At 58.3% G+C, this 18,797-nt stretch carries 15 protein-coding genes and 3 tRNA genes; 13 read left to right on the top strand and 5 right to left on the bottom strand.

The annotated features are described in order from the left end of the window. Positions 1–15 precede the first annotated feature (15 nt). On the bottom strand, positions 16–504 hold the full coding sequence (locus LJ360_RS11875; RefSeq protein ID WP_264994075.1) for a DNA polymerase III subunit chi: 489 nt from the start codon (positions 502–504) through the stop codon (positions 16–18). Then, positions 491–1,984 (bottom strand): leucyl aminopeptidase, encoded by a 1,494-nt coding sequence (locus LJ360_RS11870; RefSeq protein WP_091848402.1) that lies wholly within the window; start codon positions 1,982–1,984, stop codon positions 491–493. Before LJ360_RS11870 ends, LJ360_RS11875 begins: the two co-directional genes overlap by 14 nt. 222 nt (positions 1,985–2,206) lie before the next feature. On the opposite strand from LJ360_RS11870, the gene lptF reads away from it, so the two are divergent. Continuing rightward, complete coding sequence (gene lptF, locus LJ360_RS11865; protein ID WP_264994074.1) at positions 2,207–3,316, top strand: LPS export ABC transporter permease LptF; 1,110 nt, start codon at positions 2,207–2,209, stop codon at positions 3,314–3,316. Next, positions 3,303–4,364 (top strand): LPS export ABC transporter permease LptG, encoded by a 1,062-nt coding sequence (gene lptG, locus LJ360_RS11860; protein ID WP_091848400.1) that lies wholly within the window; start codon positions 3,303–3,305, stop codon positions 4,362–4,364. The genes lptF and lptG overlap by 14 nt, the downstream gene beginning before the upstream one ends. Before the next feature lie 8 nt (positions 4,365–4,372). On the opposite strand, the gene LJ360_RS11855 is transcribed toward lptG, so the two are convergent. Continuing rightward, positions 4,373–4,915 carry an RDD family protein gene (locus LJ360_RS11855; protein WP_091848399.1) on the bottom strand — a complete coding sequence of 181 codons (543 nt, stop codon included), beginning with the start codon at positions 4,913–4,915 and terminating at the stop codon, positions 4,373–4,375. Positions 4,916–5,057: 142 nt separating this feature from the next. Here LJ360_RS11855 and alaS point away from each other — a divergent pair, with 142 nt between their 5' ends. The 8 genes from alaS to LJ360_RS11815 all read left to right on the top strand — a co-directional run bounded on the left by alaS (position 5,058) and on the right by LJ360_RS11815 (position 15,003). Next, on the top strand, positions 5,058–7,688 hold the full coding sequence (alaS, locus tag LJ360_RS11850) for an alanine--tRNA ligase (RefSeq protein ID WP_264994073.1): 2,631 nt from the start codon (positions 5,058–5,060) through the stop codon (positions 7,686–7,688). A 192-nt stretch (positions 7,689–7,880) separates the two neighbouring features. After that, positions 7,881–9,113, top strand: a complete 1,233-nt coding sequence (locus LJ360_RS11845) for an aspartate kinase (protein ID WP_264994072.1) — start codon at positions 7,881–7,883, stop codon at positions 9,111–9,113. 184 nt (positions 9,114–9,297) lie between these two features. Beyond that, the gene (gene csrA / locus LJ360_RS11840; protein ID WP_091848396.1) at positions 9,298–9,498 is read left to right on the top strand and encodes a carbon storage regulator CsrA; all 201 of its coding nucleotides are present in this window, start codon (positions 9,298–9,300) and stop codon (positions 9,496–9,498) included. A 172-nt stretch (positions 9,499–9,670) separates the two neighbouring features. Then, positions 9,671–9,760, top strand: a tRNA-Ser gene (locus LJ360_RS11835). A 162-nt stretch (positions 9,761–9,922) separates the two neighbouring features. Continuing rightward, positions 9,923–9,999, top strand: a tRNA-Arg gene (locus LJ360_RS11830). Between the two features lie 314 nt (positions 10,000–10,313). Next, positions 10,314–10,390: transfer RNA gene (locus LJ360_RS11825), tRNA-Arg, on the top strand. 957 nt (positions 10,391–11,347) lie between these two features. Further along, positions 11,348–12,790, top strand: a complete 1,443-nt coding sequence (locus tag LJ360_RS11820) for an alpha/beta hydrolase (RefSeq protein ID WP_264994071.1) — start codon at positions 11,348–11,350, stop codon at positions 12,788–12,790. Positions 12,791–13,362: 572 nt separating this feature from the next. Continuing rightward, positions 13,363–15,003, top strand: a complete 1,641-nt coding sequence (locus LJ360_RS11815; protein WP_264994070.1) for a choice-of-anchor F family protein — start codon at positions 13,363–13,365, stop codon at positions 15,001–15,003. Between the two features lie 76 nt (positions 15,004–15,079). On the opposite strand, the gene LJ360_RS11810 is transcribed toward LJ360_RS11815, so the two are convergent. Continuing rightward, a complete protein-coding gene (locus LJ360_RS11810; protein ID WP_264994069.1) occupies positions 15,080–15,526 on the bottom strand; it encodes a hypothetical protein in 447 nt (148 codons plus the stop codon). A gap of 178 nt (positions 15,527–15,704) precedes the next feature. On the opposite strand from LJ360_RS11810, the gene mrtJ reads away from it, so the two are divergent. Further along, positions 15,705–16,172 (top strand): JDVT-CTERM system glutamic-type intramembrane protease MrtJ, encoded by a 468-nt coding sequence (gene mrtJ / locus LJ360_RS11805; RefSeq protein WP_264994068.1) that lies wholly within the window; start codon positions 15,705–15,707, stop codon positions 16,170–16,172. 117 nt (positions 16,173–16,289) lie between these two features. Here mrtJ and LJ360_RS11800 read toward each other — a convergent pair whose 3' ends face one another. Beyond that, positions 16,290–16,829 (bottom strand): DUF2058 domain-containing protein, encoded by a 540-nt coding sequence (locus LJ360_RS11800; protein ID WP_091848392.1) that lies wholly within the window; start codon positions 16,827–16,829, stop codon positions 16,290–16,292. Between the two features lie 101 nt (positions 16,830–16,930). Between LJ360_RS11800 and dbpA the strand changes: the two genes are divergently transcribed. After that, the gene (gene dbpA, locus LJ360_RS11795; RefSeq protein WP_264994067.1) at positions 16,931–18,319 is read left to right on the top strand and encodes an ATP-dependent RNA helicase DbpA; all 1,389 of its coding nucleotides are present in this window, start codon (positions 16,931–16,933) and stop codon (positions 18,317–18,319) included. Between the two features lie 226 nt (positions 18,320–18,545). Then, complete coding sequence (locus LJ360_RS11790; protein ID WP_091848390.1) at positions 18,546–18,797, top strand: OadG family protein; 252 nt, start codon at positions 18,546–18,548, stop codon at positions 18,795–18,797.

Below are 18,797 nucleotides of genomic sequence, written 5' to 3'. Positions count from 1 at the left end.
GGCGAAACAGTTGCGTTATCGCCGGCTCTTCCGCTGATCATGCACCTTCGGCTCGATCCCCAGGGTTCTCAGTTGCCGGAAGTGGGACCGGGCAATATTCAGAACCTCGGGGTCGTTGTGGGCCACCAGGGCCAGGCGTTTGAAACGGTCAGCGTCCGCCGGCAGCTTTGAAGACAGAATCACCACCGTGTCCCAGTCATCCGCCGCCGGCTCGCAGAGCAGGATACCCACCGGGTCCGGGCACCGGGTGGTGGCGTCCGGAACGATACTGTGGGGAATGAACGCATCCGGCATAAACGTCCACAACAGGTCGTCGAGTTCCTCGGCCTGGTTGTGCTGATCGCAGACGATGCACACCCTGTCGCCCTGTTGCCAGGCCTTGTCCACCAGGCGGACCGCGTGGAGATTGCGGTCCGCAGGTGTAGCCCCGGCCAGGATATGGAACCAGTAGGACCTGGACTGATTGCCTTCAGGGCGGGGAGAGTCGCCGTTACTTTCCGGCATGGGACATCAGGTAATCTACCAGCAGCGGAACTGGCCGGCCGGTGGCACCTTTCGCCTTGCCGGAAACCCAGGCGGTGCCGGCGATGTCCAGGTGGGCCCAGCGGTATTCCTTCGCAAACCGGGACAGGAAGCAGGCGGCGGTGATGGTGCCCGCCGGTCGTCCGCCAATGTTCTGCATGTCGGCGAAGTTGCTGTCCAGCTGGCTCTGGTACTCGTCCCACAGGGGCAGGCGCCAGGCCCGGTCACCGGTCCGTTCGCCGGCAGCAAGGAGTTCCTCTGCCAGGTCATCGTTGTTGGACAGCAGTCCGGTGGCGTGGTGGCCCAGGGCGATGATGCAGGCGCCAGTCAGGGTGGCCATGTCCACAACCACCTCCGGGTTGTACTTCTTCACGTAGGTGAGGGCGTCGCAAAGTACCAGCCGGCCTTCGGCGTCGGTGTTCAGGATTTCAATGGTCTGGCCGGACATGGAGGTGACAATGTCGCCCGGCCGGGTGGCGGTACCGCTGGGCATGTTCTCGGCGGCGGCGACGACGGCCACCACGTTGATTTTCGGCTTCGTCTCGGCGATGGCCTGCATGGTACCAAACACGGCCGCGGCGCCGCCCATGTCGTATTTCATCTCATCCATGCCTTCACCGGGCTTGAGGCTGATGCCACCGGTGTCGAAGGTGATGCCTTTGCCCACAAGTACGTAGGGTTTGTCCTTGGCCTTGCCACCCTTGTACTCCATCACGATCAGGCGTGCTGGCTGGGCACTGCCGGCAGATACAGACAACAGGCTGTTCATGCCCAGTTTCTTCATCTGCTTCTCGTCCAGTACCTCGGTCTTGATGACGTCGTGGTCCTTGGCGAGTTGCTGCGCTCGCTCAGCCAGCCATGTGGGGTGACAGATGTTGGGCGGAGTGTTGCCCAGGTTGCGGGTGAAGTTCATGCCGCGGCCAGTGGCCAGACCCAGGTCGAATGCATCCTTGAAAGCCTTGCCGGTGCCGGAGGCGAGGACGGTAACCTTGCTCAGCTTGCGCTTGGAGGGTTGCTCGCTCTTGAACTCGGTAAAGGTATAGAACTGCTCTTCCAGGGTTCGGCCAATCAGGCGGAGCTTGCTGGCCTCGGAGGTGACCGCGTCGTCTCCGTTGAGTGTTGTGTCTGCAAGGGCGATGACCGCATTCCTGGCGGCGCTATCCTTCAGCACATTCGCCATGGCGATCAGGGCCTTGCGGTAATCAGCCGGCTTTCGATCCTTGTCCGAGCCAGTGCCAACAACCAGTACCCGGCCCCAGGGGGCGTCGTTTACTGGAATCATCAGGGTGGAGCCGGGCTTGCCAGTCAGGTCGCCGTTCTTGTGCAGGGCCTTCAATTGCCCTCCCATGGCTTCGTCTGCCTGGGTGGTGCTGGCCGGCCAGTCGCCTTTCTCGGGGACCGCCACGACCAGGCAATCGGTTCGGGAACTGCTGAGGGCTTTGCTGCTGAGCGTGAAATTCATGGCAACTCCTGGGTGTCATTGGCAGGTGCCGGAGGCACCGGGATTGAATCAATGGTTATAGCATCGGGGTCTGGTGCCGATTTATCAAGCGGGTAGCTGCAATTTGCGCTGCTTCGCGGGGCCGCCGGAATCTGTGCCGAACCCTGTCATTTGGAAGCGAGGTTCCATAGAATAGCCCGCATCAGACGGGACACTAGCCGTGCAAGCCCTGAGAGGCCGTTCTTGAGTATCATCTTTCGTTATCTGACCCGCCAGACCCTGACCACAATGGCCGCCGTTTCCGGCGTGTTGTTGCTGGTGTTCATGAGCGGGCGCTTTATCAAGTACCTGGCAGAAGCTGCCGCCGGCGAACTGTCCGGCGATGTGTTGTTTGCCATCATGGCCTACCGCTTTCCGGGCTTCCTGGAACTGATCCTGCCGCTGGGGTTTTTCATTGGCATTCTGCTGGCGTACGGCCGGATGTACCTCGAAAGTGAAATGACTGTGCTGTTTGCCTGCGGGGTCAGCGACCGCCAGGTGCTCGGGCATACGCTGATTGCCGGTTTCCTGGTGATGCTGCTGGTGGGTGCCATGAGCCTCTGGATTACGCCCTGGGGTATGAAGAACGTCGAGCGCATCTTTGACGAGCAGAGCCAGGCTACCGAATTTGAAATGCTGGCGCCGGGGCGTTTTCAGACCCTGGGGTCCGGGGGGCGTGCCACCTATACCGAATCCCTCAGTGATGACAAGCTCAGGTTGCAGGGGGTTTTCATTGCCGAGTATTCGGAGGCTGACCAGTCCCTGAGTCTGGTGGTGGCGGAAGAAGGCTCACAGTTTATTGACGACGACACAGGCAGTCGTTTCCTGGTACTTGAGCGGGGTACCCGCTTCCAGGGGTTGCCAGGTGAACTTGATTACGACATTACCGAATTTGAGGCCTATGGCCTGAAGGTCGCTGAGTCGCCGGTGATGGGCAGTGAAGACGAGGAGGGTATGTCGACGCTGGCGCTGATGCGCTCGGACGACCCTGAGCTGCGGGCGCTGCTGCACTGGCGCGTCTCGTTACCGCTGATTGTGCCGGTAGTGACCCTGCTGGCCGTCCGGCTCAGTCGTGTGAACCCGCGCCAGGGCCGTTTTTTCCATCTGCTGCCTGCCATGATGATCTACATCCTCTACCTTGGCCTGCTGATTGTGGCCCGGGACGCGCTGGCCTCCGGCCATATACCGGAATGGATCGGAATGACCTGGGTGCACCTGCTGTTCCTCGGCCTGGGCCTGTGGTTGCAGTTCGGCCCTGTCTGGATGCGAAAACGCCGGCTGGAGCGTAAGGGAGGTACCCGTGCGACTACTTGACCGCTACATCATGGGCAATGTCGGCGGAGCCATGTTCCTGGTGATGATGGTGGTGCTGTCGCTGGATGTGGTGTTCGGCTATATCGCGGAACTGGAAGATGTCCGTGCGGATTACCAGGCATTGCAAGCCGCCCTGTACATGCTGCTGACCCTGCCCAGGCGCATCTATGACTACCTTCCGCTGGGGGCATTTATGGGCTGCCTGGTGGGGCTTGGGGCCATGGCCAGTTCGTCTGAACTGACGGTGATCCGTGCAGCCGGTGTCTCCATACGCCGTATTGTCTGGTCCGCCATGAAACCGGCCCTGGTGGTGGTGCTGTTCGGGCTGGTTATCGGTGAGTACGTGGCCCCGCCTGCCGAGCGGCTGGCCCAGAGCCAGAAGGCCGTTGCCCGGGGTGGCGATGGCAGTATTGCCAGCGCCGAAGGGGTCTGGCACCGGGAAGGGGATACCTTTATACATCTGAATGCGGTGACCCCGGACGGTGACCTTCAGGGGGTCGCACTGTTCCGGTTCGACGACGACCGCTGGCTGGCGACCGCGAGCTTCGCCAGCCGTGCAACGTTTCAGGGGGATCACTGGCTTCTGCAGGATGTCAGGCGGACCCGATTGTCCCGCGAAGGCACCGAGCGGGAGGTCAGCGCCCAAGAGCGGTGGGATAGCGGTCTGACTCCCGACGTTCTGAGTGTGCTGGTGGTCAAGCCCGAGAATCTGCCGCTGACCGGTCTGTATACCTATGCGCGCTACCTGGATCAGCAGGGGCTTACGTCTGCTCAATACTGGCTGGCGTTCTGGAAAAAGGTGCTGATGCCGGTGGGTACGGCCGTCATGGTGATCGTCGCCATTTCCTTTATCTTCGGGCCGTTGCGTTCGGTGACCATGGGCTTCCGTGTGTTCACCGGGCTCATTGTCGGCCTGCTGTTCAAGTACATGCAGGACCTGCTCGGCCCCATGAGTGTGGTGTTCGGTTTCAACCCGGTGCTTGCCATCCTGATACCTATTGCCGTTAACGGGCTGATCGGTGCCTGGCTGATGCGCAGGGCCGGGTAGGTGGTGGCTCAGGACTTTTTGCGAGCCTCCCTGGGCACCTGGACCACTACGCTGCCGGAGACCCGGTCAGTCACTGACAGGCCATTGATAGGGTAGAACAGGGCGATCACCACTGGCACGGTCAGAAACAGCGACACCGGACCAAGATAATAACCGGCCAGCAGGGCGACGAAGATGGCGGCCCCCGCAGTACCATAGCGAAGCAGTGCCTGGGTCCAGCTCACCGAGGTGCCGTCCAGGTTCTCAATACGAATGCGCCATACCTGCATACCCAGGGTCTGGCCGATCCGGGTCCAGAAGTAGGCAAAGAAAAGATAGAGCACCAGGAACAGGACGAAGGTCAGCCCGGGATCGCCGGAAAGCTCGCCTGCTTCAGCCATCTGTTCGTACTTGTCCCAGCCAGTCAGCCAGCCCGCGATCATGGTATAGATCCAGGTGGCGACCAGGAGCACGGCGATACTGATCAGGCCATCGTAGATAATAGCGAGCGCGCGCTTCAGTACGGTGGCCGGTGGGAAGAGTTCCTCGGCGTCATGAAAGCGTCGGGGCATGGGGTCTCCTGGCTGGTTACACGTTTTTCCTGATTTTCGGCGTGTGCTAGAGTAGCGGATTTGCACACGCATGTAAGTATCCGACTTCAATCGTGGACCCGCCGGATTCCTCGGCGGGTTTCTGGAAAGGTATCAAAGGTCTATGAAAACCGCAGAGTTGCGTCAGGCGTTTCTCAAGTATTTCGAGCAGCAGGGGCACACCATCGTACCGAGCAGTTCGCTGGTACCCCACGATGATCCCACCCTGCTGTTCACCAATGCGGGTATGAACCAGTTCAAGGACGTTTTCCTTGGGCGGGAACAACGGGACTACGTTCGCGCCACCACCTCCCAGAAGTGTGTGCGTGCCGGTGGCAAGCATAACGACCTCGAGAATGTCGGATATACCGCCCGGCACCACACGTTCTTTGAAATGCTGGGCAACTTCAGCTTCGGTGATTATTTCAAGCGCGAGGCCATCAACTTCGCCTGGACATTCCTGACCGGTGATCAATGGCTCAAACTGCCAACCGGGAAGCTCTGGGTAACCGTCTACGCCGATGACGACGAAGCCTATGATATCTGGAACAAGGAGATTGGCGTGCCGGCGGACCGGATTGTCCGTATTGGTGACAACAAGGGCGCCCGGTATGCATCTGACAATTTCTGGCAGATGGGCGATACCGGTCCCTGTGGCCCCTGCACCGAGATTTTTTACGACCATGGTCCGGAGGTAGCCGGGGGCCCTCCCGGGAGCCCGGAAGAAGACGGTGATCGGTATATCGAAATCTGGAACGTGGTTTTCATGCAGTACAACCGCCAGGCGAATGGCGACATGCTGCCATTGCCCAAGCCTTCCGTGGATACCGGTATGGGCCTGGAGCGTATTACTGCGGTGCTGCAGGGTGTTCACAGCAACTATGAGATCGACCTCTTCCAGGACCTTCTCAAGTCAGCATCCGAAGTGCTGGGCGGCGCAGCCACTACCGAGGCCTCCCTGCGGGTCGTCGCTGACCACATTCGCTCCTGCGCCTTCCTGATTGCCGATGGTGTCATGCCTTCCAATGAAGGCCGGGGCTTTGTTCTGCGCCGTATCATTCGCCGCGCAGCCCGCCACGGTAACAAGCTGGGCGCGACGCAGCCCTTCTTCTACAAACTGGTTGATGCGTTGGTATCACTGATGGGCGAAGCCTATCCGCAGTTGCGCAGCAGTCAGAAGCAGATCGCAAAGGTGTTGCTGCAGGAAGAAGAGCAGTTTGCCAAGACCCTGGACAAGGGGCTGCGTCTGCTGGAGCAGGACATTGCTGACCTGGAGGGTACCGAAATTCCTGGTGAGACCATCTTCACCCTCTATGACACCTATGGCTTCCCGGTAGATCTGACCAACGACATTGCCCGCGAGCGTGGCCTGACCCTGGACTACGAGGGCTACGAAAAGGCCATGGAGCAGCAGCGGGAGCGCGCCCGGGCGGCCAGCAAGTTCGGCATCGACTACAACGCTGCCGGCATTCGTATTGAGGGTACCACGGAGTTTACCGGCTATGAGCGTATTGATGGTCACGAGACCATCCGTACGGTATTGGTCGGTGGTGAGGAGAAAGCGGCCGAAGCCGGCGATGAGGCGGTGATCGTACTCGAGCGTACACCGTTCTATGCCGAATCCGGTGGCCAGGTGGGTGACACTGGCCTGCTGACCTGGAGCGGTGGTCGCTTCCAGGTCAATGATACCCGCAAGGAAGGGGACAACCACCTGCATATCGGCACGGTAGTGGAAGGGGAGTTCTTTGCTGGCCTTGAGGTTGATGCCCGTATTGACCACCAGCGTCGGGAAAACACCAAGAAGAACCACTCCGCCACCCACCTGATGCACGCCGCCCTGCGCAACGTGCTGGGTGAGCATGTGGGCCAGAAAGGTTCATTGGTGGATCCGGACAAGCTGCGGTTCGATTTCTCCCATTTCGAGCCAGTCAGCCAGGATCAGCTCCGGGAAATCGAGCGCCAGGTCAACGAACAGATCCTTTCGAACACCCCGGTCCAGACTGACCTGATGGACATGGACAGCGCGAAGGAAAAAGGCGCCATCGCCCTGTTCGGGGAAAAGTATGGTGATACGGTGCGGGTACTCAGCATGGGGTCCGATGACTACTCCGTGGAGCTTTGCGGTGGCACCCACGTAGCCCGTACCGGGGATATCGGCCTGTTCCGTATCACCTCCGAGAGCGGCATCTCGGCCGGTGTTCGCCGTATTGAGGCAGTGACCGGGTTTGGCGCACTGCGCTGGGTGACTGAAACGGAAAATACCCTGGATCGCGTGGCAAAAATGGTTCGCGGCACCCGCGATTCCGTAGTGGAAAAAGTCCAGGGTGCCCTGGATCGCAGCCGTCTGCTGGAAAAGGAAGTAGAGCAGCTCAAGGGCAAGCTCGCCAGCTCTGCCGGTGCTGACCTGGCCGGTTCAGCCGTTGAGGTGGCCGGGCTTAAAGTGGTCGCAGCGCAACTGGAAGGAGCGGATCGCAAGTCCCTGATGGAGACCGCGGACCAGCTCAAGAACAAGCTGGGTGAAGGTGTGGTTGTCCTGGCCAGTGTTGAAGACGGCAAAGTGACCCTCGTAGCCGGCGTGACCAAGTCAGCCACCGACCGGGTCAAGGCTGGTGACCTGATGAAGCACCTGGCGGCGCAGGTTGATGGCAAGGGGGGCGGCCGACCTGACATGGCGCAGGGTGGTGGCAACGATGCGGCTGCCTTGCCCGCAGCCCTTGAGGGCGTGGCTGGCTGGGTTGCGTCGCAGGCTGGCTGAACCGATACAGTAATTGCATTTGCGCTACTGTTATCTGCTTATGATGTAGGGGTATAATTCCGCGATTTTTCAGCCGGGACACGAGTGTTGTCCGGTGTCTGATATGGGAAGGCCCGTCGTCGAAGCTTCGTCGCGGGTCGCTGGTCATCTCCCGGGGTGCAAAAGGCCCCCGCCAGGAAATTTGGGAAGATCATGGCACTGCTGGTTCAGAAATTCGGAGGTACGTCCGTCGGCTCCACCGACCGGATAGAAGCAGTTGCGGACAAGGTGTGCCGGTTCCGCGAGCAAGGGCACGATGTCGTGGTTGTGGTTTCAGCCATGAGCGGTGAAACCAACCGTCTCATCGCCCTGGCGAAAGATATTATGGAAGAGCCGACCCCCCGGGAAATGGATGTGCTCGTTTCCACCGGTGAACAGGTGACCATTGCCTTGCTGTCCATGGCCCTGCAGAAGCGGGGCTGTGATGCTCGCTCCTATACCGGTTCCCAGGTGCGTATTCGCACCGATAGCTCTCACACCAAGGCCCGGATCCAGGAAATCGACGAGCACAACATGCGCGGTGACCTGGAAAAGGGTCGTGTGGTTGTTGTGGCAGGTTTTCAGGGTGTGGACGAAAAGGGCAATATCACCACCCTTGGCCGCGGTGGATCGGATACCACCGCAGTGGCCCTGGCGGCTGCACTGAAAGCGGACGAATGCCAGATCTATACCGATGTGGACGGGGTGTATACCACCGATCCGCGTGTTGTGGACTCCGCACGCCGCCTTGACCGAATTACCTTTGAAGAAATGCTTGAAATGGCGAGCCTTGGCTCCAAGGTTCTGCAGATACGGGCCGTCGAATTCGCCGGCAAGTACAATGTTCCGTTGCGGGTGCTATCCTCCTTTGAGGAAGGCGAGGGCACCCTGATTACCTTTGAGGATGAAAGCGCCATGGAACAACCGGTTGTTTCCGGAATTGCATTTAACCGAGACGAAGCCAAGCTGACCATTGCCGGTGTACCTGATACACCCGGCATTGCCCTTCGCATACTCAAGCCGGTGAGCGATGCCAACATCGAAGTCGACATGATTGTCCAGAACGTCGGTGCCGATAACCATACTGACTTTACCTTCACAGTGCATCGCAATGACTTCCGGCGTACCCGGGAGATCCTCGAGCAACTGGCGAATGAATTGGGTGCCCGTGAAGTGAGCGGGGACGACAGGATTGCCAAGGTGAGCATTGTAGGTGTGGGCATGCGCTCCCACGCCGGTGTGGCAACCCGCATGTTCGAGGCGCTGTCCAATGAAGGTATCAATATCCGGATGATCTCCACCTCTGAAATCAAGGTGTCGGTGGTGATCGATGAAAAGTATCTTGAGCTGGCAGTCAGGGCGCTACACAGTGCCTTTGACCTGCACAAGGCCGAGACAGAGGCCTGAAACGGCGGATAAACAGGTCGGTCCGCCAGGGTCTCGCCACAAAGCGGGAACCAAACCGGTTCCATGGTCGTCTCATGATTGCCTGTAAGGGATTATTCGACTGCTGGTTTGGTAAATCCCGTTATATAGTTATAACTAATTGTTCAAGTCGGAACAGGTAGCTCTGGAATAGGGAGTAAAGGACATGTTGATCTTGACCCGCCGTGTAGGCGAAACCCTGATGGTTGGTGACGAAGTCACCGTAACCGTGCTGGGTGTAAAAGGTAACCAGGTACGTATTGGTGTGAATGCCCCGAAGGAAGTGGCTGTCCACCGTGAGGAAATCTATCAGCGTATCCAGAGTGAGAAAGGCGAACCGGAAGGCCCGGAGCCCGGTAATCACTAAGTAAGTAGCAGTTTCTGTCTTCGCTGGTGGAAACTGACTGAAAAACCGCTGCAACCGTCTGGTTTGGCGGTTTTTTTGTGGGCGTAAAGCCAGTTCATAAAACCGGTCAGAAAAATTCCCTGTCAACCCTATGAAAACAGAAAAATTATGGTAGTATACGCGCCGTTGTCACGGAGAGGTGGGTGAGTGGCTGAAACCAGTTCCCTGCTAAGGAACCGTACGAGCAATCGTACCGAGGGTTCGAATCCCTCCCTCTCCGCCATTTTCTTCGCTATAAATAGAAGGGAAGTGGCGACAGGTCGGGGTAGCGCCTAACCAAAAGTTTGATGCGCGGCTGTAGCTCACCGGAGCGCCGGCCGGCTGGATAAAGCACCTGGCTACGAACCAGGCGGTCGAGAGATTGACCGAGAGTAAAGTTTGATGCGCGGCTGTAGCTCAGCTGGATAGAGTACCTGGCTACGAACCAGGCGGTCGGAGGTTCGAATCCTCCCAGCCGCGCCACTTATTGCAAAATCGCATCGTAAACCCGGAGTATGCGACAAGTCCCGGAGTACGATGGGATTCGAACCGGAAGAGGTTCGACCGGAGTGCGCAGAGCGCACGGAGGAACGTCGACGCAACGCGACGACGACCCCGAAGGGGCGAGGGCCACAGGCCCGAGTAATCCTCCCGGCGGAAGGCAACGCCAAACGTTGCCCGGAGTTGTCCACCAAGTTTTTGCGCGGCTGTAGCTCACCGGAGCGCCGGCCGGCTGGATAAAGCACCTGGCTACGAACCAGGCGGTCGAGAGATCGACCGAGAGTAAAGTTTGATGCGCGGCTGTAGCTCAGCTGGATAGAGTACCTGGCTACGAACCAGGCGGTCGGAGGTTCGAATCCTCCCAGCCGCGCCATTTATATAGAAACGCCGCAGTCTGGAGCACCCCTCTGGCTGCGGCGTTTTTCGTAGTGCACTGGGAGGATTTGAACCGATAGAGGTTCGACCGGAGTGCGCAAAGCGCACGGAGGAACGTCGGAGCAACGCGACGACGGCCCCGAAGGGGAAGGGCCGCAGGCCCGCCTAATCCTCCCAGCCGCGCCATTTATATAGAAACGCCGCAGTCTGGAGCACCCCTCTGGCTGCGGCGTTTTTCGTAGTGCACTGGGAGGATTTGAACCGATAGAGGTTCGACCGGAGTGCGCAAAGCGCACGGAGGAACGTCGGAGCAACGCGACGACGGCCCCGAAGGGGAAGGGCCGCAGGCCCGCCTAATCCTCCCAGCCGCGCCATTTACATAGAAACGCCGCAGTCTGGAGCACCCCTCCGGCTGCGGCGTTTTTCGTAGTGCACTGGGAGGATTTGAACCGATAGAGGTTCGACCGGAGTGCGCAAAGCGCACGGAGGAACGTCGGAGCCACGCGACGACGGCCCCGAAGGGGAAAGGCCGCAGGCCCGCCTAATCCTCCCAGCCGCGCCACTTACAACGAAACGCCGCAGACTGGAGCTCCCCTCTGGCTGCGGCGTTTTTCGTAGTGTACTGGGAGGATTTGAACCGATAGAGGTTCGACCGGAGTGCGCAAAGCGCACGGAGGAACGTCGGAGCCACGCGACGACGGCCCCGAAGGGGAAAGGCCGCAGGCCCGCCTAATCCTCCCAGCCGCGCCACTTACAACGAAACGCCGAAGACTGGAGCCCCCCTCTGGCTGCGGCGCTTTTCGTTGTGCCCCCTTAAATTGAATGAAAAAGACAATAAATGCCGTCTTGCCCCTTTAACAAATCTGCCCTACTTTGTTACATACGGATACAAAATAATGTTCCGCACAGTGAAATAGTTAAGGGTTGAAGCATAAAAACAAAGTGGAGAGATGGAATGAGTCATAATAAAACTATCCTGACAGTCGCCTGTGCTGCCGCAATCGGACTTGCAAGCCCTGTTCTGCAGGCAAAAAACTCTGTTGGAAACCAGGGTCAGGGTATTGGCTGGGGTGTCAACAAGGATCTCGTCCGGGAGCACGACAGCAGGGAGTTCACTGTTGCAGCAGAGCTGTCATTCGAAGCACTACCAGGGGCGTCGGCCTATTGGGGAACCTATACCGGAATTCAGGGACCAGCTGCCTATACGGCAGAATTCCCGCAGGACTGGCATGGCGGCGTCATCATGTACGCACATGGCTTCCGTGGTGAAAGCCCGGTGGTTACGCCTGAAGTGCCCAACCTGGCCTTCCGAAACACAGTACTTGCACTTGGTTATGCTTGGGCAGCGTCATCCTATTCTGCCAACTACTACGACGTCAGGGCAGCCGTAGAGGATACCAACCGGCTTGCAATTGAGTTGACAGACATATTACGCAACGACTGGAGTGTCGATCACGGAGAGATCAACCAATATCTCATCGCCGGTGTTTCCATGGGTGGCCACGCTGCAGCAGCGGCGGTGGAGCGCGAAACGCTTGAAACGGCGCGTTATCCGGTGGCCTACGAGGGCGCGTTGCCGCTTTGTCAGGCTGAGCAGAATCAGTTCTATTGGTTAGGTGATTACAACCGGGTGGCGCAGGAGCTCGCGGGACTGGGGCACTTGCCTTATGAAGATTTTCAGCAGAACCTGCCATCGATCGTTTCAAATCTGTTTGTAGCCACCAGCGGTGAAGATGCGTTTGTTCCCAAGAATGAAGCGGGCCAGCGTCTGAAAGATATTGCGATGAACCTGACGGGCGGCGAACGGCCAATATTTGACGAAGGTTTCAGTAGCCCCGTATGGCAGGGTGCTGTATTGGGAACCGGGGGAGCAGATGGCACTATTACCGGTATTCTTGCAAAGGACTTCTACGACAATACCGACCGGGTTTACCGGTGGACGGATGGACCGCGTTTTACCGGTCAGGAGAGGGCTTTAACGGCAAAAGTTGGTCGCTTCCTTGCGGACAAGGGTGTTAATCCCATTCAGGATGACAGTGTGCGCTGGATGCCGCTGGTTCAGGGCGACTTCGATGTCCCCGTTTTAACGATGCATACCCTGGGCGACTTTTTCGTTCCGTTCGTGCATCAACAGCTCTACCGTAAGGGCGCTGAAGCGAATGGCAGTCAGGATCTTCTCGTTCAGAGGGCCATTCGTGCTCCCGGGCACTGCGGTTTCTCCGGTTCGGAGTTCTCCACAGCGCTTGTGGACCTTGTGACCTGGGTGAACTTCGGTATCAGGCCAGGTGGTGATGACGTGCTCGATCCGGAGGTCGTTGCTGACGATCAGTATGGATGTGACTATACGATCAACGATGCTTCAACACCTTCACGTGCGGCTCTGCCACAGTGTGACTGAGAACCGGGTACTGTAAGCTGATAGCAAGGTCCATTCTCAAGGGCCTTGTTATCTCATCTCGCCAGAATACCCAGCAGTCCGTAACCTGCATGGGCCACGCCCCAAGTTAATTCCTGATGGTTTTGCTGGTGCGAGAGACAGGCGCCAGACGTGATAACTTTCGTTGATCTCCCCCCTGATAAGCCACGCCCCTGAGGGCGCTTCATGCCTGCGTCAATTTGTCACACCCCTGTCCTGGTACTCTTCAAGCGGTTTGGGGTCTCCCGGCCCTATATGAGGGGTATTCCTTGTGCTGCGTCATAATGTGGCTAAAAGTTAATAAATCCGCGTTCTTTCGATTATTTAACGCTAACGGCGAGCAATGTCCGGTTTAAACCGATCTCGTCGCTATGAGTAATAAACTCATCTGAACCTTATCCGCTTGTCGCTTATTCCAAAACGTTATTTTGGTATTCATGCGAGTGCTATCTAACGTTAGTGCCGTGGTATCCGAAAAATCTGAACTCCCAAGGGTAAGCTCTATGACAATAATGACGAGACGGTTTGTGAGGCAACCGCTGGCCTGAGCGGTTATGTGTTCGGCTCTGGGTGTTGCGCCAGCAGCGTTCGCGGCAACGGTAGACAGCGTCAACACCGATAACCTCGCTGTCCCGCCAGTGGAAGGCAAGACATTGATCTATACCGATACAGCGGGTACTGCGAGCTTCGGCTGGCTCGACCCGGTTAACGACAGTGGTGAAATCGGGCTGGGGATCTCGGTCTATAACGAGGCCTTCAACGGCACCATTGATGAGCAGGTTTATCAGTTTGCGGGCTGCATCATGGCGCAGCCTGACCTTGAGGTTAATTGCCAGGCGCCTGGTGATTCCGGAAAGCGCTTCAAGCTGAAGACAACGGAAACCAACGGCCCGATTGATCTCGTGTTCAATGTATCCGCCGATGATGCCTCGAAACTGTATCGGGTGATCGGCAAGTTCTCCAACCTGACGGATACCACAAATTTGGTAGAGGGCGGCCTCAAGGCCTTCCGGATTGAAACCGGTTTTGGCGTGGGCAACGATTTCACACCTTCTTCAGCGGAAGATGGCCTGTCCTTCGGCATGGCTGCGGACGGGGCCAGCAAACTCTCTATTGGCCCTATCGGCAAGTACCCTGGTGGTCTGTTCGGCGGTAGCCGCGTAGAAGGCCTGCCATTCTTCAGTACCAGTATTGCGGCGTTCACAGAGGGCACCACGGCCTCTGATGAGGACACCATGGAAACGGATGGTGTGATCCCAGTCGAGTATTCGGAGCTGTTTGGTGACTGGAATGCCCTGGCCAACGTGCCGACGGGCTGGTTCATCGACCACGATGGCAACCCGGCCAACGATTCCATCTTGCTGGCCTGGAATGATGGTACAGACTGGCAGACCAACGAGAAGACCTTCGAGGCTGTGGATATAGAAGCGATACTTCTGGCAGGTGGTACAGAGACAGCGCCAGCCACCATCTATGATCCGAATGGCACTTCCTTCGATGCCGAAGGGGAAAATACAACCATCTACGATCTGAGCAACGTTCGGCCGGTAGTTGACACACTGGACGAAGGTGACCCGGACAATATCGTTCCTGCGGCCCTGTCGCTGTCGAAATTGCTGGCGTCCGAGCTTTACGACGGCACCTTCCGGGTGTTGATCGACGGTGAAGCGGTAACCATCGCTGACTTCGAAACCTGGGCGGATAATCCCCCAACCGTTGAAGACACCACCGATGGTTCCACCCTCGCTACCTGGCTTCCGGATGCCGGCGATGAAGGTCTTTACGAGTTGGCAGACGGCTCAACGATGACCCTCGAAGACATGAACGAGATGATTAACGCCTCGGAGGGTGAGCTGGTGCGTGTTGCCGGTTACGTGCAGGGTCCGGTTGAGGACCTGGCCAACGTGAACCTGAATACGACCATCAGTGTTGCCGATACGGCTTCCTGGCCGACCTGTACCAGTGATGGTACCGAAACAAGCTGTACGTTCACGATGCGAGTCACCGGTCTGAACGAGCTTGTTGATGATCCGGCTATCCCGGCAACACCCGCAACACCCGCATCTCGCTCCAGTAGCAGTGGTGGTGGCTGTACCGTTGGTGGACCGGGCTCGCCGTTTGATCCGGTACTGCCTGGCATGGTGCTGCTGGCGCTGGCGGGTCTGTGGGCGCGGAAACGTCGTGCTGATGCCTGAGTCTGCGACAGGTCAGTAAAGGCATAAAGGAAAACGGGGCTGGAGATCAGCCCCGTTTTTTTATGGTTGGCGAGGTTTACCGGTTACCGCCACCCTGGCCGGAACCTTTTGGCTGGTATTCCTGGCCACCGCCAGAACCTTGCTTGTTCTGGCGGTTACCCTGGTCTGTCCCCATGCCTTGCTGGTTGCCCTGGCCCTGGCCTTGACCTTGACCTTGACCCATGCCCTGTCCCTGACCGGCTCCCTGGCCTTGGCTCATGCCCTGGCCCGGACCATTGCCGAGCTCAACGCCGCGCTCGCGGGCACGCTCCAGCATGCGTTCACGATGAAGCTCGCGGTACTGGGCGCGCTCTTCATTGGTATTGAAGCCGCGCATGGTCTGACGATGTTCCCGCAATTCCTGCTGGGTCATCAGTTGCTGGCCAAATACCGGTTCGTCGTCCTGTGCCGCAAGGGGCAAGCTGGTCATGCCGACTAGCAGGGCTACGCCGGCAGTACGCACGAATGATCTTTTGATGTTCATGGTTCGGCTCCTTTGCCTGTTACACCCCTTTGAGTCTAGATCAACCTGCTGGGCAAGGAGCGTTGGCATTCATACCTATTCGCCACCTGAGTCCTGGCATGGCCAGCCTGGATTGTAAACGTTGTCAATGGGACAGGATTCCCTGAAACTGGATGCCCGAAATAAAGGGACCTGTTAAATGACCTGGTATGGCGTAATTGACGCTGGAGCTCCCAGGCCCTGGCGAGATGGCCAGGTCCTGGTACTGCTTGTTGTCACCGCAGTAACCGGTGTGTTGATGCACTGGCTGTTACCGGATGGTTTTGCCGCCGGCTATTTCGGTGATGCAATGACACTTTCCGCATTCCTAGTGATTTACCCTCTGGTGGAGGAGGTGCTTTTCCGGGGCGTTATCCAGGGGGAGCTTCTGCGGTGGCCATTTTTTGTCCAGTCATTCGGTGGTATCAGCGCGGCAAACGTGGTGACAAGCGCGTTGTTTGTCCTGCTCCACCTTATTCACCAACCTTTGGGGTGGGCGGTGGCGGTGGCGGTGGCGCTGCCTTCATTGGCGCTGGGGTATTTTCGGGAGCGTTATCAGGGGGTCGGGATGCCCATTCTGTTACATGTACTTTTCAACGGGACGTTCCTCGTAGCTGGTATGCCCTGAACGGGACCTGGAATAACTGACTTCCAGTGACCAGTAATCACCAGGGTTCGGTTCGACCCCGGAGTGATGGCCGGGGCAGGCGGCCTGAGACGGTCTCCCGGAGCCGTCCGCAGCCATTTACCACATCAGGTCATCCGGGATCTCATACCCGGCATAGGGATCGTCTTCATCCTTGTCGGCCTGGCTGTTGCGATCATGCAACACCACAACTACTTCTTCGTCGCGTTCCATGATCTTGCGGGCGACCGCTTCCGGCACCACCTCATAGCTTTCATTGACGATAACTACGGCCAGGCGGCCACGGGCCAGCTGGTCCGTCATGGTATCGTCCACCAGGATCTTCTTGATCTTCTTGCCGTGGACAAACTGGTAGTCCACATCGCAGCGGCTTCGGTCCAGGCGATTGGTTTCCACCAGTTGACGGATCTGGGCGGTTATGGCCTTCCGGCGGGCTTCCTCGTTGCGTTGCTGGTTGAGTTGCCGGTCCCTCTCGGCCTTCTCCTGGCGGGCCTGCTGGGCCCGCAGCTTGCCTTCGTCAGTCTGGATGGCGCCCTTGGGTTGCTGTTTGCGCTGCTTTTTCTTTTCCTTCTGCAGCTGTTTGAGCTTTTTCTCATCGGCCAGGCCGGCCTTGAGCAGTTGGTCCTGTAATGAAGCCATGGTGGGTCCTGCTGATGTTTCTGAATCTGGTTCGTAGTTACGGTATTATACGGGGCTCATGGCCTCCGCCGTAACCTCCCGTCTTTCCGGATTCCTCCACTATGTCTTTTCAGATTTCCGGCCTGTCTCAGGCCATGCTCGACAATCTCGGGAACCTGGGCTTTACCGAGCCAACACCTATCCAGCAGCAGGCGCTGCCACCAGTTCTTGCCGGCCAGGACGTAATTGCCATGGCCCTGACCGGGTCGGGCAAAACAGCCGCCTTCGGTATAGGCCTTGTCGAGAAACTGGACGTCCGCCGGTTCGCGGTCCAGGGGCTGGTGCTGTGCCCGACACGGGAGCTTGCTGACCAGGTTGCGCGAGCGATCCGTGAGCTGGCTCGCAGCAGGCATAACGTCAAGGTGCTTACCCTGTGTGGCGGTACGCCAATCGGTCCCCAGATTGGCTCGCTGAGTCATGGTGCCCATATTGTTGTGGGTACGCCCGGCAGGGTAAAGGACCATCTTGACAAGGGCACGCTGACGCTGGACCGGTTGCAGACATTGGTACTGGACGAAGCAGACCGGATGCTGGATATGGGGTTTGAGGAGGCTGTAAACGCGATCGTGGCGAGGTCTCCGGAGCGTCGACAGACGCTTCTTTTCTCTGCGACCTGGCCGGAGCACGTTCGGCGGCTGAGCGAACGCTATCAGCAGACCCCGGTTTCCGTCACCGTTGAGGCCGGTGCTGAGGCTTCGGCCCTGGCGATCAGGGAGGTCTTTTACGAGGTTCCCGAGGGCCAGGCGCAAAAGGCGCTTGCGGGTCTATTATCAACGCAGCAGCCGTCCTCCTGCCTGGTGTTCTGCGCCACCAAACAGCAGTGTGGCGACGTGGTCTCGTTCCTCACTCAACAGGGCTTTGGGGCAGCGGCATTGCATGGGGACATGGACCAGAAAGACCGGGACCAGGTCCTGATCCTGTTTGCCAACCAGAGTTGCCCCATCCTGGTGGCAACGGATGTGGCCGCCAGGGGGTTGGACATCGATGACCTGCCGTTGGTGGTGAATATGGAGCCAGCCCGCTCCCCGGAGACCCACACCCACCGGATTGGTCGGACGGGCCGGGCCGGCAACCAGGGGGTCGCCGTCACTTTTTTCAGCCCGTCCGGGGCGCACAAGATCGCCCGCCTGGAGCAGGTTCGGGGGCATGGAATCGAGCCACTGGATGCCAGTGACCTGGTTTCGGCCACCCCTGCACCATGGCGTCCTGCACGGGTAACGCTCTGCATTGCCGGTGGCCGCAAGGAGAAAGTCCGTCCCGGCGATATCCTGGGTGCACTGACCGGCGAGGCGGGACTGCCCGGCGGAGTGGTGGGAAAGATTACCATTCAGGATTATCAGAGTTTTGTGGCCGTGGATTCGGCGGTGGCTGACAAGGCCCTCAAGCGCCTTGAGCAGGGGCGAATCAAGGGTCGCCGGTTCCGCGTGAGGGCGCTCGGGCCGGGCCTTTGAGAGGCCTGGCAACGGTGTAAAGCTGATACGTGGTTTTGCCCATTGTTTTTTTGGGAATACTGAAAAAATGCGGGCTTGCGAGGGGTTGTTTAGTTGCTCCCCTATGGATAAAACGGTAAATTACGCAGGATTTTGCCTCCGACAATGGTCTAAGTTCCAACCGTTGTAAGGGCTGAATACCGCTGTCAGAGGAAAGTCATTTCATTCAACACAGGTAGCACATGTTATGAGTGAGCTGATGTCACAGGCGATCGACCTGATGATCGCAGGCATGGGTTTCGTGTTCGTATTCCTGATTATTCTGGTATTCGCGACACTCCTCATGTCCAAGATGATTGGTCGATTTGCACCGCCCGAGCCGGCTACACCGGCCAGGACGCCACGTGCCAAAGCGTCTGCACCCGCTGCGGTTGATCCCGACACGGCGGAAGCAATAAAGAAAGCGATTGCACAATACCGGTCACGCCACAAGAAGTGA

Origin of the sequence: Marinobacter sp. AN1 (assembly GCF_026013985.1) — a bacterium.
GTDB lineage: Bacteria > Pseudomonadota > Gammaproteobacteria > Pseudomonadales > Oleiphilaceae > Marinobacter > Marinobacter segnicrescens.
Note: the sequence above shows the minus strand (reverse complement) of the source record. Positions and strands in the feature narration are given on the sequence as shown.

What these genes read in the sequence shown, in the direction of transcription:
- LJ360_RS11815 (WP_264994070.1), top strand. Translation starts at nt 13,363, where the DNA reads ATGTGTTCGGCTCTGGGTGTTGCGCCAGCAGCGTTCGCGGCAACGGTA.
- LJ360_RS11875 (WP_264994075.1), bottom strand. Translation starts at nt 504, where the DNA reads ATGCCGGAAAGTAACGGCGACTCTCCCCGCCCTGAAGGCAATCAGTCC.
- LJ360_RS11820 (WP_264994071.1), top strand. Translation starts at nt 11,348, where the DNA reads ATGAGTCATAATAAAACTATCCTGACAGTCGCCTGTGCTGCCGCAATC.
- LJ360_RS11810 (WP_264994069.1), bottom strand. Translation starts at nt 15,526, where the DNA reads ATGAACATCAAAAGATCATTCGTGCGTACTGCCGGCGTAGCCCTGCTA.
- LJ360_RS11870 (WP_091848402.1), bottom strand. Translation starts at nt 1,984, where the DNA reads ATGAATTTCACGCTCAGCAGCAAAGCCCTCAGCAGTTCCCGAACCGAT.
- dbpA (WP_264994067.1), top strand. Translation starts at nt 16,931, where the DNA reads ATGTCTTTTCAGATTTCCGGCCTGTCTCAGGCCATGCTCGACAATCTC.
- LJ360_RS11855 (WP_091848399.1), bottom strand. Translation starts at nt 4,915, where the DNA reads ATGCCCCGACGCTTTCATGACGCCGAGGAACTCTTCCCACCGGCCACC.
- csrA (WP_091848396.1), top strand. Translation starts at nt 9,298, where the DNA reads ATGTTGATCTTGACCCGCCGTGTAGGCGAAACCCTGATGGTTGGTGAC.
- LJ360_RS11845 (WP_264994072.1), top strand. Translation starts at nt 7,881, where the DNA reads ATGGCACTGCTGGTTCAGAAATTCGGAGGTACGTCCGTCGGCTCCACC.
- LJ360_RS11800 (WP_091848392.1), bottom strand. Translation starts at nt 16,829, where the DNA reads ATGGCTTCATTACAGGACCAACTGCTCAAGGCCGGCCTGGCCGATGAG.
- mrtJ (WP_264994068.1), top strand. Translation starts at nt 15,705, where the DNA reads ATGACCTGGTATGGCGTAATTGACGCTGGAGCTCCCAGGCCCTGGCGA.
- alaS (WP_264994073.1), top strand. Translation starts at nt 5,058, where the DNA reads ATGAAAACCGCAGAGTTGCGTCAGGCGTTTCTCAAGTATTTCGAGCAG.
- LJ360_RS11790 (WP_091848390.1), top strand. Translation starts at nt 18,546, where the DNA reads ATGAGTGAGCTGATGTCACAGGCGATCGACCTGATGATCGCAGGCATG.